Annotated in this window: 12 protein-coding genes and 1 pseudogene; 8 read left to right on the top strand and 5 right to left on the bottom strand. The window is 74.8% G+C overall.

The features are described 5' to 3' along the window. The first annotated feature begins 285 nt into the window (after positions 1 to 285). Positions 286 to 777: a glutathione peroxidase gene (locus tag IF01_RS0119495; protein WP_030394731.1), complete on the top strand. Its 492-nt coding sequence runs from the start codon at positions 286 to 288 to the stop codon at positions 775 to 777. A 144-nt stretch (positions 778 to 921) separates the two neighbouring features. On the opposite strand, the gene IF01_RS0119490 is transcribed toward IF01_RS0119495, so the two are convergent. The 4 genes from IF01_RS0119490 to IF01_RS0119475 all read right to left on the bottom strand — a co-directional run bounded on the left by IF01_RS0119490 (position 922) and on the right by IF01_RS0119475 (position 6846). Next, positions 922 to 2304, bottom strand: a complete 1383-nt coding sequence (locus IF01_RS0119490) for a M64 family metallopeptidase (protein ID WP_030394730.1) — start codon at positions 2302 to 2304, stop codon at positions 922 to 924. Positions 2305 to 2517: 213 nt separating this feature from the next. Continuing rightward, on the bottom strand, positions 2518 to 3570 hold the full coding sequence (locus IF01_RS44065; protein ID WP_051755693.1) for a hypothetical protein: 1053 nt from the start codon (positions 3568 to 3570) through the stop codon (positions 2518 to 2520). Positions 3571 to 3626: 56 nt separating this feature from the next. Continuing rightward, on the bottom strand, positions 3627 to 5711 hold the full coding sequence (locus IF01_RS0119480) for a serine/threonine-protein kinase (protein ID WP_051755691.1): 2085 nt from the start codon (positions 5709 to 5711) through the stop codon (positions 3627 to 3629). Positions 5712 to 5922: 211 nt separating this feature from the next. Beyond that, on the bottom strand, positions 5923 to 6846 hold the full coding sequence (locus tag IF01_RS0119475) for a LysR family transcriptional regulator (RefSeq protein WP_030394727.1): 924 nt from the start codon (positions 6844 to 6846) through the stop codon (positions 5923 to 5925). Positions 6847 to 6930: 84 nt separating this feature from the next. Between IF01_RS0119475 and IF01_RS0119470 the strand changes: the two genes are divergently transcribed. The 4 genes from IF01_RS0119470 (at position 6931) to IF01_RS0119450 (ending at position 11043) form a co-directional block, all read left to right on the top strand. Next, the gene (locus tag IF01_RS0119470) at positions 6931 to 7635 is read left to right on the top strand and encodes a succinate dehydrogenase cytochrome b subunit (protein ID WP_030394726.1); all 705 of its coding nucleotides are present in this window, start codon (positions 6931 to 6933) and stop codon (positions 7633 to 7635) included. 122 nt (positions 7636 to 7757) lie between these two features. Beyond that, positions 7758 to 9668, top strand: coding sequence for a fumarate reductase/succinate dehydrogenase flavoprotein subunit (locus IF01_RS0119465; protein WP_051755741.1), 1911 nt, complete (start codon positions 7758 to 7760; stop codon positions 9666 to 9668). Next, positions 9665 to 10411 carry a succinate dehydrogenase/fumarate reductase iron-sulfur subunit gene (locus IF01_RS0119460; protein ID WP_030394724.1) on the top strand — a complete coding sequence of 249 codons (747 nt, stop codon included), beginning with the start codon at positions 9665 to 9667 and terminating at the stop codon, positions 10409 to 10411. Before IF01_RS0119465 ends, IF01_RS0119460 begins: the two co-directional genes overlap by 4 nt. A gap of 314 nt (positions 10412 to 10725) precedes the next feature. Next, complete coding sequence (locus IF01_RS0119450) at positions 10726 to 11043, top strand: hypothetical protein (RefSeq protein ID WP_030394723.1); 318 nt, start codon at positions 10726 to 10728, stop codon at positions 11041 to 11043. Positions 11044 to 11056: 13 nt separating this feature from the next. On the opposite strand, the gene IF01_RS0119445 is transcribed toward IF01_RS0119450, so the two are convergent. Continuing rightward, complete coding sequence (locus IF01_RS0119445; RefSeq protein ID WP_094745601.1) at positions 11057 to 11971, bottom strand: DUF2797 domain-containing protein; 915 nt, start codon at positions 11969 to 11971, stop codon at positions 11057 to 11059. Between the two features lie 162 nt (positions 11972 to 12133). On the opposite strand from IF01_RS0119445, the gene IF01_RS0119440 reads away from it, so the two are divergent. The 3 genes and pseudogenes from IF01_RS0119440 to IF01_RS50080 all read left to right on the top strand — a co-directional run. Continuing rightward, positions 12134 to 12817, top strand: a complete 684-nt coding sequence (locus IF01_RS0119440) for a maleylpyruvate isomerase N-terminal domain-containing protein (RefSeq protein WP_051755687.1) — start codon at positions 12134 to 12136, stop codon at positions 12815 to 12817. A 143-nt stretch (positions 12818 to 12960) separates the two neighbouring features. After that, positions 12961 to 15195 (top strand): restriction endonuclease, encoded by a 2235-nt coding sequence (locus IF01_RS51055; RefSeq protein ID WP_037780374.1) that lies wholly within the window; start codon positions 12961 to 12963, stop codon positions 15193 to 15195. Positions 15196 to 15403: 208 nt separating this feature from the next. Next, positions 15404 to 15513 (top strand): annotated as a pseudogene (locus IF01_RS50080) (ABC transporter ATP-binding protein); the annotation flags it as partial.

The following is a 15513-nucleotide window of genomic DNA, read 5'->3' as shown; positions in this document are numbered from 1 at the left end:
CACCGTGGTGCCCCCGTTTCGTTCTTCACCTGAAGATCAACAGCGGACATCAAACCACATGATCATCGGATATTTCCGGCCCTCTGTCCGGCACATGCCACATCTCCGGGCCGGAGCCCTGGACTCACCCACAGACCGACAGCGACAAATCCTGTGTGACCTGTCGGAACCTGTCGCCGATCCCGGAACACCTGCCCGCCGATGCTGGTTGAGCAGGCGGGACCGGCTACCGTTCCCGACGGGTCCGCCCGACACCGACCGATCGCCCTCCGAAGGGGACCAACCGTGAGCCTGTACGACATCCCGCTGCGCACGCTGACCGGCGAGGCCGCCTCGCTCGCCGACTACAAGGGCAAGGCGCTGCTGATCGTCAACGTCGCCTCCAAGTGCGGCCTGACCCCGCAGTACGCGGGCCTGGAGCGGCTCCAGGAGCGCTTCGCCGGGCGCGGCTTCACCGTGCTGGGCTTCCCGTCCAACCAGTTCGCCGGGCAGGAGCCGGGCAGCGCCGACGAGATCCAGACCTTCTGCTCGACCACCTACGGCGTGACCTTCCCGCTGTTCGAGAAGACCGACGTGAACGGCGACGACCGGCACCCGCTGTACGCGCGGCTGACCGAGACCGCCGACGCCGAGGGCCAGGCCGGGGACGTCTCCTGGAACTTCGAGAAGTTCCTGGTGTCGCCGGACGGCACCGTGGTCGCCCGGATCCGGCCGCGCACCGAGCCGGAGTCGGACGAGGTCGTCGCCGCGATCGAGGCCGTGCTGCCGACCGCCTGACGCGCTCCGCCCGTACCGACGGGCCGGAGCCCGCAGCGACGGGCCGAACTTGGCGGTACCACCGATCCACCCGGTGGTACCGCCTTTCCGTCGGCGGCCGGTCCGAGGCCGGTGAACGGCCGGTCCGAGCCGGTCAACGGCTGCTCAGCGGGTGACGCTCCAGACCAGGGCGCGGGTCAGCGCCGGCGTCAGCGCCGGGTCGACGACCGCCGACGTGGGGTCGTTCGCGACGGCCTTGAGCTCGTGCGCCGCGGGCCTGGGGCCGGTCGGGCCGAGGTCGGCGACGGCGATCGTCCTGCGGTCGCGCAGGGCCGGCACCTCCTTGCCGTCGAGGTACCAGCGCAGCTTGGTGCCGGAGACGGGCAGGTCGACGGTGAGGCGGTCGGTCGCCTTCAACGCGGTCGTGGTGGGCGTGGCGCTGGTGAGGGTGGAGGCGTGCCGGTAGAAGCCGGCGATCATCGCCTCGCGGCCGGGGAGGTTGAACTCGCGGCCGAGCGAGCGCATCACGGAGTTGTCGGTCGGCCGGTTGAGGCCCGACGGGTGGTTGCCGCCGCCCTGGTAGGCGCCGACGTTGCCGCCGTCCGGCGAGGCCTTTCCGAGCCAGCGGTACCACTTGGCCTTGTCCTTGCGCATCCGGTCGGCGCTCAGGGTGGCGAGGTTGGGCTGCGGGGGCTCGGCGCCCTGGTAGGGACCCTGGTCCTCGGCGACGTACTCGTCCGCGAGCTTGCCCAGCGAGTGTCCGGTCTCGTGCACCGCGATCTGGCCGGACGCGGCGTTGCCGCCCGCCACCGTGGCGATGCCCTCGTAGCCGAGCGGCGACCGGGTGCTGCCGTAGCCCGCCCCGCCGTACTTGGCGGTGTTGGCGACCACGATCACCAGGTCCGCCTGCGGGGCCTTGGCGGCGTAGGCGTCGACGGCGTTGATGTCCACGCACAGCAGCCGTTCGATGGAGTTGCACCAGAACCGGGAGCCCAGGGCGGTGGTGCGGACGGTGCTCTGCTTCGGGTCGCCGGACACGCCCGACTGCGCGGAGACGGCGCCCACGGCCCACACGTTGAACAGCTTGCGGTAGGTGGCGTAGGGCTGGACGGCGCTGATGTCCTTCCACTTCGCGGCGGCGTCCTTGCGGAACTTCTCCTGCTCCGCCGCCGTGTAGCCGTCGCCGATCATCACCACGTCCAGCTTGCTGTCGGTGCTCCCGTTGTTGACGATCTTCGTGACCGCGCCGTCCCCGGCGGCGGCCGCGCTCATGAACGGCTCGGCGACGAAGGGCGAGGCGGCGGGGACCCTGGCCCGGCCGATCGTGCCGTCCTCGGCGAACACCTCGACGTCCTGCTCCCCCGGGGAGGCGGCGACGCCGTCCGGGTCGGACGCAGCGGTGACACCGGACGGGTCGGACGGGGCGGACGGAGCGGTGACGGCGGCCGGGTCGGACGGGGCGGCGACCGCCGGACCGGCGCCGACGGTGAGGGCCGCAGACGCCGTGGCTCCGGCCAGGAGGAGCGAGGTGAACCTGCTGTTGCGCAAAGGACTTCTCCGACATCGATGGGCGGCGTGAGCGGCGAGGCGCGGTCCCGGATCGCGACGCACCGCCGCCGTCCGCCGCCAACACGGGCCGACAGAGCCCGAACTGACGCCGCGACACCGCCCGGCCGTCACCTCACCGATGGTTACGGCCGGCTCCGTACGAACGGTTCAGACACCGCCCACCGCCCCGCCCCCTCCGGCGGGCCCGCGGGCTCAGGCGCAGTGGTAGGGGAACGAGACCGCGGCGGTACGGGAGCCGGGTGCGAGGATCTCCAGGGTCGCGGTGGCCGCGAGCGAGCCACGGCCCTCGAAGCTCCACCGCAGCACCAGTTCGGTGCGGTGGGCGCCGGAGCCGATGTCCTGGTTGATCTCGCCCGAGGTGGTGCCGTCGCTGCGCAGCCAGCGGTAACGGAGGGTGCCGGAGCCGCCGTTGGTCTCCACCTCGGCCTTGATCACCGCCACCGAGTCGCAGCCGGGGCCCGCCGGGTCGGTGGTCACACCGACGCCGGTGACCGCGAGGGCGGGCGTGGAGAAGCGCCAGAACAGCAGCGCCAGGACGGCCAGCAGAAGCACCAGCGGGAGCAGCCGGCGCCACACCCGGCGGCGGCGCGGCGGCGCGGCGCCCGGTACGGCCGCGCCGTGCCAGACGGCGGCGGCCAGCGGCGGCACGCCGGGACCGAAGCGCCGCAACTCACCCGGGGCGAGCGGGCGTTCGTCCTCGTTGTCGGCGACGGCGGGTGCGGCCGGTGCGGGCGGCGGTCCGGGCGGCGGCGTGGCGCCGGTCGGGACGGCGGCGGAGGCGGAGGAGGCGGAGGCCGAAGTCGACGCCGAATCGGGCGCGGTCACGGTGAGCGCGGTGTCGGGCACGGTCGGGGCGAGGTCGGTCGGCGGCGGGCCCGGGGCGGCCACGGGCGACGACGGGCCCGCCGCCGCTGCGGTGACCGTGAGGGCGGGGTCGGCCGGGGCAGCGGTGCCGTGGGCCGGGGTGTCCAGCAGCGTGAGCGCCTCCACCGTGTCCCCGGCGCCGCCCCAGACCCCGGGGTCGAGGAAGGTCGCGCTCATGGCCTCGTTCGCGTCGATCCGCACGGTGGCCTCGGCGTCCGGCCCGTCGGCCTCCGACCCGACCTCGGCCGACCCCGGTCCGAGCCGGACCGTCTCCGTGGCGCCGTCCCCGGCCGGGTCGAGTCGGACGGTCCGGTCGGCATCGCCGTCCGCGGCCGCGACCGGCGCCGGGGCCGGGTCGGAGTCGGGTCGGGGCGTGGACATGGCTCCTCCAGAGAGCGGGGTGGGGCGGGGTGTACGGGACGGACAGGTGCGGCGACTCAGCGCGGCGGGTCGCAGAGGAACGCCGACACCGTGTCCGACGTCCGCCCCGGCCTCGCCGCCGCCGGGGCGGTGCCGATCCGCACGCCCCAGGTCGGGAAGGTGTCGGCCGAGGTGAAGTCGTGCGTCCGGCTGACGGTGGCGCGGCCGTCGTGGACCGCCACCGTGTCGGTCGCGACGTCCACGGTGCGTTCGCCCAGGGTGTGGAACCAGGTCAGCGTCAGCGAGCCGGTGGCCGCGCCCTGGGCGACCACGGTGACCGTCGCGGTGGTGCTCCAGCGCCCGGCGCAGGCCAGCGAGTCCAGGTTCACCGAGGTCACCGCGATGGTCGGCGCGACCGTCCGGGTCGGCAGGACCGTCAGCGTCGGGGACGGCGTCGTACCGGTGGGACCGGCGGGCGTCGCCGAGGACGGGGCGACGACGGGACCGGTGGCCGGGGCCGTCGCCGGCGGGACGGAGGGCGGCGGCACGCTTCCGGGCACGGCCGGGCCCGAGGACGGCGCCGCGGAACCCGGCGGCAGTGGCGGTCGGGCCGTTCCGGGGGTGCCGGGGGTGGGCGGCGTCCCGGGGGACGTACGGCCGGTCGGCGCCGCGGAGGGGCCGGTGCTCCGGCCGCCCGGGCCGGTGGACGACGCGCCTGGGGACGACGGGCCCGAGCCGGGGGCGCCGGCAGTGGAGGCGTCCGGCGCGGGCGTCGCCGAGGGGTCGGACGGCCCGGGGCTCGGGCTGTCCTGGCCCTCGGTCGTGGCGGGCGACGCGAGGGGCGACGCGGCACCCGCCGGGTCGAACGGGCCGATGCTGGTGGTGGCCTCCGGGGCGACTCCCCCGACGACGGTGCGGGAGTCGCCGTCCACGGCCCCGGCGACGGCCATCCCGGCCAGGGTGGCGAGGGTGAGCGCGCCGGCGGCGACGCCGGTGAGGGCCTTGCCGCGGGTTCCGGTGCGCGCCGCCCGGCGGATCAGCGTCTCCCGGACGACAGCGACCGGCGCCGCCCCGGTCCCGGCCGAGGACTGCGAGGCCGCGGACTGTACCGCCGAGGAATGTACCGCCGAGGACCCCCCGGTCGAGGAGTCCAGGGCCGCGGACCCGCCGCCGCCCAGGGCGGTGTGCGCCAGCGAGGTGCCGCCGACCGCGCCGGCCGCGGCTCCCGCGCCGGGCAGCAGCAGCGCGAGCAGGGCGACCAGTGCCGTCAGGTCGAGCCGCCCCTTCTCCTCCCACCCCGGTCCGTAACCGGCCGCCGCGACCGCCTCCAGCTCCGCCAGCAGCGCGGTCGCGCTGTCCGGGCGGGCCCCGGGGTCCTTGGCGAGGCCGGAGAGGATCAGCGGGCGGACCGGGTCCGGCGTCAGTTCGGCCGGGATCGGGGCCTCGGTGTGCTGGACGGCGAGTTCGGCGAAGGTCGTGCCGCCGTAGGGGCGGGCGCCGGTGAGGCACTCGAAGAAGGTGACGGTCGCGGCGTAGACGTCGCCCGCCGGGGAGGCGGGCCGGCCGGCCCACTGCTCGGGAGGCATGTAGGCGGGGGTGCCGGAGACGTCGCGCTCGTCGCCGCTCGGCACCGCGATCCCGAAGTCCACCAGCTTGGACGTCCCGGCGGTGTCCACCAGGACGTTGGCGGGCTTGTAGTCGCGGTGCACCACCCCGGCGCCGTGCGCGGCGGCCAGGCCGAGCAGCGAGCCCTTCAGCACCACCAGGGCCGCTTCGGGGGTGGTGGCGCCCTCCGCGCGGAGCAGCTCGCGCAGGGCGATGCCGTCCACCAGCTCCATCACCATGGCCGCGCCGCGCTCGCCCTCGACGTACTCGTAGAGCCGGGTGACGTGCGGGGAGTCGAGTCCGGCCAGGACTTCGGCCTCGGCCCGCAGCGCGGGGGTGCCGGCCGCGCTGTGCAGGTACTTGACCGCCACGGGGGTGCCGGTCGCGCGGTGCCGGGCGAGCACCACCCGGCCGCTCGCGCCGGCGCCGAGCTCGCGCTCGTGGACGTACTCGGGGAGTTCCCAGGGCCGCTCGTCCGCGGGCTCCGGGGTGTTCCCCGCGGCGGGGGCGGTGCTACCCCCGGCCGGTCTGTGCTCCTGCTGCTTCCGGTCGTCCATCGCTTCGTGCTCTCCCCGTTCACGGCCCGCTCGGCTCTGCGGCGACGCACCTTACGGCAACGCCGACGCTGCCTGGGACGCGGCCGGTGAACAGCGGGTTCCGGGCCGGCGGGGCCCGTGGATCACGATTCGGGTGCTTCGCACACCGAGCCAATCGTTCCCGGTACGAACCCGCGTACGAGGGCGCGCGGGGGCGCGCGCAGGGGCGCGTTCAGCCGAGCAGCAGCCTGGTACCCGGGGGCAGTCCGCCGGTACGGGCCGCGTCGCGCAGGTGCGCCAGCAGGGTCGCCCGCAGCGCCTCCGCCGCCCGGGTCGGCGGCACCTCGTGGCCGTGGGCGACGGCGATGGTGCGGCCGAGCCCGGGACCGGCGAAGTGGGCCACGGCGAGACCCGAGCGGTCGGCGACCATCCCGGGCAGCACGGCCGGCCCCAGCCCGGCCCGGACGAATCCCAGTACCGCGTCCATCTCCCCGCCCTCCACCGCGAACTCGGGCTCGAAGCCCGCCGCCCGGCAGGCCGCCAGCGTCGCCTCCCGCAGGTCGTAGCCCTCCCGGAACATCACCAGCGGCCGCTTCCCGAGCTCCGCCACCCGCACCTTGCGGCGGGCCCCCGGCTCGGCGGACACCAGCACCAGTTCCTCGTGCAGCAGCTCGGTGACGGCCAGCGCCGGCACGGCCTCGCCGCTCGGCGGGGTGATGATCAGCGCGAGGTCCAGCTCCCCCGCCGCCAGCGAGCGCACGAGGTCCCGCGAGCCGCCCTCCCGCACCACCAGCGCCACCCCCGGGTAGCGGTCGCGGAACACCCGCAGCACGTCCGGCACCAGGCTGGTGCACAGGCTCGGCGGCGCCCCCAGCCGCACCCGGCCGCGGCGCAGCTGGACGGTCTCCTGCACCGCCAGCCGGGCGCTCTCGGTGTCGGCGAGGATGCGGCGGGCGAGCGGCAGCAGGGCGTCCCCGGCGTCGGTGAGGGCGATGTTGCCCCTGGTCCGGTGGAACAGCTCGGCACCCAACTCCCGCTCCAGGGCGCGGATCTGTTGCGACAGTGACGGCTGGGCGACGTGTTCCGCCTCGGCCGCGCGGGTGAAGTGGCGGGTTTCGGCGACGGCGAGGAAATACCGGAGCTGCTGGAGTTGCACAGCTCCCAGCATAGGCAGGGACTATCGTCACGAGCCGCATCATGTCTTGGACTCACCATGACCACCGTCCCTACCGTTGATGCCATGACAACCGCGTCCCGGACGGCCCGGCATCCGTCCACCCTGGCGACCCTCTGGCGGTCGACCGTCGGCAAGAAGGCGGTCATGGCCGTCAGCGGCCTGGCGATGCTGCTGTACCTGGTCGCGCACATGCTGGGCAACCTCAAGGTCTTCTTCGGCCCGGACGACATCAACGGCTACGCGGCCTGGCTGCGCACGATCGGCCAGCCGTTCCTGGGCCACGAGTGGTTCCTCTGGATCGCCCGGGTCGGGCTGCTGGCCGCCGTCGTGCTGCACGGCGTGGCCGCGTTCCAGCTGAGCCGGCGGGACCTCGCCGCCCGCCCGAGCAAGTACGCCCACCAGCGGCGGCGGGCGAGCTACGCGACCCGGACGATGCGCTGGGGCGGGGTGATCCTGGCGCTGTTCATCGTCTGGCACATCCTCGACCTGACCACGCTGACCGTGAACCCCGCCGCCGAGCACGGCAGGCCGTACCAGAACATCGTGGCCTCCTTCGGGAACTGGTACTCCTGCGTGATCTACATCGTGGCGATGCTCGCCGTCGGCCTGCACGTCCGGCACGGGTTCTGGAGCGCCGCGCAGACCCTCGGGGCCAACAACGCCCGCCGGGACCGGCTGCTGAAGCTGACCGCCAACGGGCTGGCGCTGCTGCTGACCGCGGGCTTCCTGTCCGTCCCCGTCGCCGTGATGACCGGAGTGGTGAAGTGAACGCGTCCCCGGAGCAGAACGCCTCCCCCGAGCACAGCGCCTCCCCGGAGCACAAGGCGCACCCGGACCCCGGCGTCCACCCGGCCCCCGGCGGCTACCCGGACTACAGCGTCGGCGAGCCGATCGCCGACACCCGGTCCCCGCAGGGGCCGATCGAACAGCGCTGGGACCAGCGGCGGTTCGAGGCCAAGCTGGTCAACCCGGCGAACCGGCGCAAGCACACCGTGATCGTGGTCGGCACCGGTCTCGCGGGCGGCGCGGCCGGCGCCACCCTCGCCGAACAGGGCTACCACGTGGTCCAGTTCTGCTTCCAGGACTCGCCCCGGCGGGCCCACTCGATCGCCGCCCAGGGCGGCATCAACGCCGCCAAGAACTACCGCAACGACGGCGACTCCGTCCGCCGGCTGTTCTACGACACCGTCAAGGGCGGCGACTTCCGCGCCCGCGAGTCCAATGTGCACCGCCTGGCCCAGGTGTCGGTGGAGATCATCGACCAGTGCGTGGCCCAGGGCGTGCCGTTCGCCCGGGAGTACGGCGGACTGCTGGACACCCGCTCGTTCGGCGGCGTCCAGGTCTCCCGGACCTTCTACGCGCGCGGCCAGACCGGCCAGCAGCTGCTGCTCGGCGCCTACCAGGCGCTGTCCCGGCAGATCGCGGCCGGCAACGTCGAGATGCACGCCCGCACCGAGATGCTGGACCTGCTGGTGATCGACGGCCGGGCGCGCGGGATCGTCGCCCGCGACCTGGTCACCGGCGAGGTCTCCAGTTACACCGCCGACGCCGTGGTGCTCGCCTCCGGCGGCTACGGCAACGTCTTCTACCTCTCCACCAACGCCAAGAACTCCAACGCCACCGCGATCTGGCGGGCGCACCGGCGCGGCGCGTACTTCGCCAACCCGTGCTTCACCCAGATCCACCCGACCTGCATCCCGCGCTCCGGCGACCACCAGTCCAAGCTGACGCTGATGAGCGAGTCGCTGCGCAACGACGGACGGATCTGGGTGCCGAAGGCCAAGGGCGACACCCGGCCGCCGGACGAGATCCCGGAGCAGGAGCGGGACTACTACCTGGAGCGGATCTACCCGTCCTTCGGCAACCTGGTGCCGCGCGACATCGCCTCCCGGGCCGCCAAGAACGTCTGCGACGAGGGCCGCGGCGTCGGGCCCGGCGGGCAGGGCGTCTACCTGGACTTCGCCGACGCCGTCCGCCGGCTGGGCCGGGACGCGGTGGAGGCCAAGTACGGCAACCTGTTCGAGATGTACGAGCGGATCACCGCCGAGGACCCGTACCGGGTGCCGATGCGGATCTACCCGGCGATCCACTACACGATGGGCGGGCTCTGGGTCGACTACGACCTGCAGACCACCGTGCCGGGCCTGTTCGCGATCGGCGAGGCCAACTTCTCCGACCACGGCGCCAACCGGCTCGGCGCGAGCGCGCTGATGCAGGGCCTGGCGGACGGCTACTTCGTGCTGCCGCCGGTGCTCAACGACTACCTGGCCCGCGAGCCGCTACCCGCCGTCCCGGCCGACCACGAGGAGATCGCCTCGGTCGAGGCCGAGGTGGCGGACCGGCTGAACCTCATCCTCGCGGTGGACGGCGACCGCACGCCCGACTCCTTCCACCGCGAGCTCGGCGAACTGCTGTGGGACGAGTGCGGGATGGCCCGCGACGAGGCCGGGCTGCGCCGGGCGCTGGAGCGGATCCCGGCCCTGCGGGAGGAGTTCTGGCGCCGGATCAAGGTGCCCGGCACCGGGCAGGAGCTCAACCAGGCGCTGGAGAAGGCCAACCGGCTGGTCGACTACTTCGAACTGGCCGAGCTGATGTGCCTGGACGCGCTGCACCGCGCCGAGTCCTGCGGCGGCCACTTCCGCACCGAGAGCCAGACCCCGGAGGGCGAGGCGGCCCGGCGGGACGAGGAGTTCTCCTACGCCGCCGCCTGGGAGTTCACCGGCACCGGCCGGGCGCCCGTACTGCACCGCGAGCACCTCGACTTCGAGTACGTCCACCCCACCCAGCGGAGCTACGCGTGAACCTCACCCTCAGGATCTGGCGCCAGGCGGGCCCCGACACGCCCGGCTCGATGACCACCTACCAGGTCGGCGGGATCAGCCCCGACATGTCCTTCCTGGAGATGCTGGACACCCTCAACGAGGAGCTGATCCTGCGCGGCGACGCCCCCGTCGCCTTCGACCACGACTGCCGCGAGGGGATCTGCGGCGCCTGCGGCATGGTCATCAACGGCCGGGCGCACGGCCCCGAGCGCACCACCACCTGCCAGTTGCACATGCGGCACTTCGAGGACGGCGACACCATCGACGTCGAGCCGTGGCGGGCGGCGGCGTTCCCGGTGGTCAAGGACCTGGTGGTGGACCGGTCCGCGTTCGACCGGATCATCGGCGCCGGCGGGTACATCACCGCCCCGACCGGCAGCGCGCCGGACGCCCATGCCACGCCCGTCCCCAAGGAGGCGGCCGACACCGCGTTCGAGCACGCCGAGTGCATCGGCTGCGGGGCGTGCGTGGCGGCCTGCCCCAACGGCTCGGCGATGCTGTTCACCTCCGCCAAGGTGGTCCATCTGAACGTGCTGCCGCAGGGCGGGCCCGAACGCGCCTCCCGGGTAATGAACATGGTGGAGGCGATGGACGCCGAGGGCTTCGGCGGCTGCACCAACACCGGTGAGTGCGCGACGGCCTGCCCCAAGGGCATCCCGCTGCCGAGCATCGCCGCCATGAACCGGGAGTATCTGCGCAGTTCGCTGCGCGGGGGCCGCTGACCCCCGGGGCGGTCCGCGAGGACGGCCCCCCAAAGCCGAAGCGGGGCGCGCGTGGTGCTCGTGCGCGCCCCGCTTCTTCGACTGTTCGTCAGGATCGTTACTGGCTCCTCGGATTTCGCGCTACCGTGGTCCCCGCGCCGAGGAGGAATGCATATGCCCGAGGTTCAGGCCTGCTCCGGGTGCGGCGGGTCCGGGGGGACCCAGAAGACCGAAGCCACGGTCGAACTGGACGAGGAAGGGAGCATGGTGCCGAAGATCCACACCTTCTGGTCGCCATGCGGTCGGTGCCACGGATCCGGGACGGTGATCGTCGGATGAGGCTGGTCTTCGAATGCGTCGAGTGCGGTAGCCACTACCTGCCGCCGGAGGCGATGGTGTACCCCGACGGGCCGGCCTCGCCGGTCTGGTGCACCCACTGCCAGACCGCGAAGCGGGCGGCGGGGGTCCGGGAGGACCCGCTGCTGGCGCGGGTCGCGCTGGCGACGGCCAAGGCCGCGCGGGCCGGGAACGCCCGCGCCGGCGGTACCCCGGAGGAGACTCCGGGCGGCCGCCCGGACGTCCGGCCGTCGCGGCCGCCGGTGTCGCGGCGGGCGCGCTCCGGGCCGGGCGCGGTGCGCAGCAAGCTGGCGTAGGAACGGCGGCCGGTCAGAACAGCGCCTCCTGGGTGTCCGGGGGCTCCGGCCGCGCCCTGGGGACCAGTGACAGCCCGGACGGCGGCCGACCGGGCGCCGGGGTGAGCGTCCAGCCGGTGAGCAGGCGGGTGTCCAGGAGCAGCGGCGGGTCGCCGTCCGGCCGGTCGAGCAGCAGGTGCCGGCCGATCGGCGCGCGCAGCCGCCCGGCCACCACCGCGCCGTCCGCCAGGCCCTCGACCGCGTGGTACGCGTCGGGGGCGCCGCCGGTCAGGCCGAACAGCCCGACCTGGTCGACCACCGGGTGGCCGGGCAGCAGCTCCACCTCGTGGCCGTGCAGCAGGTCGTGCGCGCGGGCGCGGGCGTCGGTCAGCACGGCCCGGCGGTGGGCGGCGTCGCCGTGCTCCCACCAGTGGTCCACCTTGGCCCGGACCTTGAACCGCTCCCGCGCCAACCCGGCGGCGGAGAGGGTGAGTTCGGCCCGGCGGACGGCGGGCAGGGCGCCCCGGGCGGCGAAGGTCCAGGCGAGCGCGCCCTGTTCGAGCAGCCGGCTGGTGCCGCGCTGCTCGGCGGTCAGGCCGACCTTCAGCAGACCCTCGCCGAACCAGGCGAGATAGAGCCGGTAGGTGCGGCCGTCGTCGAGGATCTGGTCCCTGGCCAGCGCCAGGCCCCGGTCCACGCTCTGGCAGGGCGGGCACTGCACGGCGCCGCCGTCCGGCGCGATCCCGGCGCGGTGCGGGCACGGTGTGCGCTCGTCCCGGCCGACCAGCAGGGCGCCGATGCAGCGGCGCGGTCCGCCCAGCCGCCAGCCGACCTCGGTGCCGGGCACCACCTCGCGCTCGTGGGTGCGGTGACCGTGGACGGCGCTCAGCACCGCCCGGCCGTCCCGCCACGCCAATCCGGTGGAGACCCACCCGTCCGTCCCGCTCACCGTCGACCTCTCACCTCTGACCTCTCACCTCTGGCCTCTCACCTCTGGCCTCTGGCCTCTGGCCTCGCCCGTGCCGTCCGAATTGTCGAGGCTACCGGGTGGCACCGACAACGCCCGCCGGGCACCGTGCCTGCCGCCTGCCCGGCCCGGTAACGTCGCCGCATGACCACCACCAATACCGTGCCCGCCCCCGTCCCGCCCGGCCCCGTGACCCCGGACGACCTGGCCGCCGTGCTCCGGCTCGCCGCGGACACCCTGCGCGCCGCCCCGGCGGACGCCGACTGGTCCCGGCCGGCCGGCGGCATCGCCTGGGACTGCTGGAGCACCGTCGAGCACCTGGCGGACGACCTGCTCGCCTACGCCGCCCAGCTCGGCCCCGAGCACCCGCCGCAGGACCGCTACGTGCCGTTCGTGGCCCGGCAGTCCCACCCCGGCGGCCCGGACAACTTCGTCCTCGCCGAACGGGAGGGCGGACCGGCGGCGCTGGTGGAGGTACTGGCGGCGAGCGGCGGGCTGATGGTCTCGATCGCCCGCACCCGGGGGCCGGAGGTCCGGGCCTTCCACCCCTGGGGCCTGGCCGATCCGGCCGGGTTCGTCGCGATGAGCCTGGTCGAGACCCTGGTGCACCTGCACGACGTGGCCGAGGGCCTCGGCCTGCCCTGGGAGCCGCCGGCCGGAGTCTGCGCCCGCACCCTGGCCCGGCTGTTCCCGGACGTCCGGCCCGACCCGGCCGGTCCCTGGCCGACCCTGCTGTGGGCCACCGGCCGCCGCGCCCTCCCCGACCGCCCCCGCCGCACCGAGTGGCGCTGGTACGCGGACGCGCCGGCCGCCCCAGCCTCGGCCTGACGCCCGTTCACCGCCGGGTGGCGTCGCAGGTCGCGGGCCCTTTGCGCGCTCCCCCGGTGCACGTTCTATTGTGGCGGGCGCGGGCGGCGGCGCGGCCGGGAGGCGGGCGCCGGGCCGGAGCGGCGTGGAGCGAAGGGGTGGACGTGGCGGGGCGGCGGAACAACGGGGTGCTGGCGGTCTGGGCGGAGGCGCAGCGGCAGGAGCAGCGCCGGGAGGAGGCGCGCTGGCGCGCCCAGGCCGCCGAGCAGCGCCGGTGGGAGCGCGAGCAGCGCGAGGCGCAGAAGTCGGCGGCCCGCGGCGAGCGGGAGGCGCAGCGGGCGTACCAGCAGTCCAGGGAGGCCGAGGCGGCCCGGCGGACGGCCGAACTCGACGGCCGGGTGGAGGAGTTGCGGGGTCTGCTGGCGGCCGGTCTGGCCCGTCCGGCGTTCCGGGCGCAGAGCCTGCTGGCCCCGCGCCCGGTGCCGCCGTTCGAGCCGGGGCGGCTGGGCGAGCCGGTGCCGATGCCGGACCAGGCGCACTACCAGGTGCCGCCGCCGGACCAGGCGCAGGCCCGCAATCCGGGGGTGCGGCAGCGGTACGAGCAGTACGTGGCGCAGGCGCGGGCCCGGTTCGAGCAGGACTGGTACGCGGCGCAGGCGGCCGAGGCGGAGCGGCAGCGGCGGCTGGGCGAGTACCACGGGCAGTACCTGGAGTGGGTGGCCCGGTTCCGCCGGGAGGACGAGGAGCGCGCCGCCAGGACCGAGGACTCGCTGCGCGGGCTGCGGTCCGGCGAGCCGGAGGCGGTGCAGGAGTACTTCTCCGCCGTGCTGTACGCCTCGGCGGGCTGGCCGGAGGGCTTCCCGCACCGGCTGGTGGCGGCCTGGGAGGCGAGCAGCCGCCAGCTGGTGGTGAACTGGGAGCTGCCGGGCCCGGACGTGGTTCCGGCGACCGGCCGGGTGCGGTACGTGAAGGCGGACGACCGGGAGGCCGAGGTGGCCCGCCCGGCGACCGAGCGCAAGGCGCTCTACCGGGAGGTGCTGGCGCAGAGCGCGCTGCGGGTGGTGACCGAGCTGTACCGGGCGGACGGGGACGGGCTGCTGGCCTCCGTGGTGCTGAACGGCTTCGTCCGCGGCATCGACCCGGCGACCGGCCGGGAGGCCGAGCGCTTCCTGACCACGGTGACGGTCGACCGGGCCGAGTTCGCCGGGCTGACCCTGGACCGGGTGGCGGCGGTGGAGTGCTTCCAGGGGCTGGGCGGGGTGCTGTCCGCGCGTCCCGAGCGGCTGGACGAGGTGCGGCCGGACCGGCTGCCGGAGACGGTCGGCGGCAGTGTGGCCGGGCAGGGCGGCGAGGACGATCCGGACCTCTTCGAGATGGACCCGATCGAGTTCGAGGAGCTGATCGCGGAGCTGTTCCGGCTGCGCGGCTTCCGGGTGATGACCACGGCCCGCAGCGGCGACGCCGGGGTGGACGTGGTGGCCGAGGACCTCGATCCGGTGACCGGCGGACGGATCGTCATCCAGGCCAAGCGCTACCGCTCGACGGTCTCCCCCACGGCGGTGCGCGACCTCGACTCGACGGTGCGCCACCACGGTGCGATCAAGGGCATCCTGGTGACCACGGCCGGGTTCGGGCCGGGCTCGTACGAGTACATCCGCAACAAGCCGCTGACCCTGGTGAGCGGTCCCGAGCTGGTGGAGCTGCTGGCCGAGCAGGGCCTGCGCGGCCGCCTCGGCGAGCGGACCGCGGGCGGCGGCGCCAACGGCGGCGGGCACGGCGGTACGAACGGCTCGGGCCGCGGTGCGCACGGCAGCGTGAACGGCTCGGGCGGCGGAGCAGCGGGAGAGGCCGGGAGCGGCGACGCCGCGGCGGGCACCGCGGGCGCGACCAGCACCGTGGCCCTGTCCTGGAGCAGTCGCACGGCCGGCGGCGACCCGGTCGAGCTGGACGTCTCGGCGTTCCTCTGCGCGAGCGGCCGGGTGCTGGACGACGAGCACTTCGTGTTCTTCAACAATCCGCAGGACCCGGACGGCGCCGTCCGGCTGCACCCCACCCGCTCGGTGCCGGGCGAGCCGGTCCGCCGGGCCGAGCTCACCCTGGACACCGCCCGGCTGGCCCCGGCGGTGGACGAGGTGGTGGTGGCGGTGTCCACCGAGGAGGAGGAGCCGCCGGCGCTGCCGCTCGGTTATGTGCACGGGCTGGCGCTGACCGGCGCCTTCGGCCCCGAGGTGTCCGGCCCGGCCCGCTGGGAGGCGGGGACCGGCGGCGTGCCGGAGACCGCGATGGTGATCGGGTCCTTCCAACGGCGCGGCGGTGTCTGGCAGTTCGCGCCGAGCGGGACGCCGGTGCCGGGCGGTCTGGCCGGTCTGGCGGTGCGCTGGGGCGTGGCGGTCGAGTAGCCGGGTCCGGGGCCGGGACTGCGCCTGACTGAGGAGCCGCTGTCATACCCGAGGAGGAGGGGAGCCCCCGCCGGGCCGCCGGGTCGGCGGGGGGAGCCCGTACCCGGGAGCGACCTTCCGGGTGCGCAACGGTGGCGAGAATGGATGGAAGACGATCATCCGATTCTGCTTCCGCTTCCCTCGCATTCCCCAGGAGACCCTCGTGACGATGTCCGCAATCGCCGTCCGTACCGGCCGGGCGGCCGCCCGCGCCACCGGCCTGAACAAGGTCTACGGGGAGGGCGAGACCCGCGTGGTCGCCCTCGACAACGTCAGCGT

The organism is Kitasatospora purpeofusca (genome assembly GCF_000718025.1).
In the GTDB taxonomy this organism is placed as follows: domain Bacteria; phylum Actinomycetota; class Actinomycetes; order Streptomycetales; family Streptomycetaceae; genus Kitasatospora; species Kitasatospora purpeofusca.
Note: the sequence above shows the minus strand (reverse complement) of the source record. Positions and strands in the feature narration are given on the sequence as shown.

Bases quoted from the DNA above. Each gene is read 5' to 3' on its own strand.
- IF01_RS0119480 (WP_051755691.1), bottom strand. From the start codon at position 5,711: ATGGACGACCGGAAGCAGCAGGAGCACAGACCGGCCGGGGGTAGCACC.
- IF01_RS0119470 (WP_030394726.1), top strand. From the start codon at position 6,931: ATGACAACCGCGTCCCGGACGGCCCGGCATCCGTCCACCCTGGCGACC.
- IF01_RS44065 (WP_051755693.1), bottom strand. From the start codon at position 3,570: ATGTCCACGCCCCGACCCGACTCCGACCCGGCCCCGGCGCCGGTCGCG.
- IF01_RS0119450 (WP_030394723.1), top strand. From the start codon at position 10,726: ATGAGGCTGGTCTTCGAATGCGTCGAGTGCGGTAGCCACTACCTGCCG.
- IF01_RS0119440 (WP_051755687.1), top strand. From the start codon at position 12,134: ATGACCACCACCAATACCGTGCCCGCCCCCGTCCCGCCCGGCCCCGTG.